At 66.2% G+C, this 278-nt stretch carries 1 pseudogene; it reads left to right on the top strand.

Annotation, left to right across the window (positions count from 1 at the left end):
* A pseudogene (locus ACPYOM_RS22365) lies at nucleotides 1-278 on the top strand (5-oxoprolinase subunit C family protein); the annotation flags it as partial.

Genomic DNA, 278 nt, shown 5'->3' with positions numbered 1-278 from the left:
CCGATGGACCGGACGTCGCCGAGTTTGGCGAATCCGGTGAACTGCTCTTCACCTCCGAGTACACCGTCAGCGGCCGCAGCAACCACATCGGCCTGCGGCTCGGCGGCGAACTTCCGGAAAGAACCTCAAGCGGTGAGGTCCTTTCCCGCGGCGTGCCAGTGGGCGCCGTCGAGGTTCCCTCAAGGGAAGAGCTGCTGGTACTGCACCGGGGACGCGGCGTCACCGCCGGATATCCCGTCCTCGCAGTGGTTACCAGCACCGGACTGGATGTCCTGGCC

The sequence above is a fragment of the Monashia sp. HAY1-2A genome (assembly GCF_056755315.1).
Note: the sequence above shows the minus strand (reverse complement) of the source record. Positions and strands in the feature narration are given on the sequence as shown.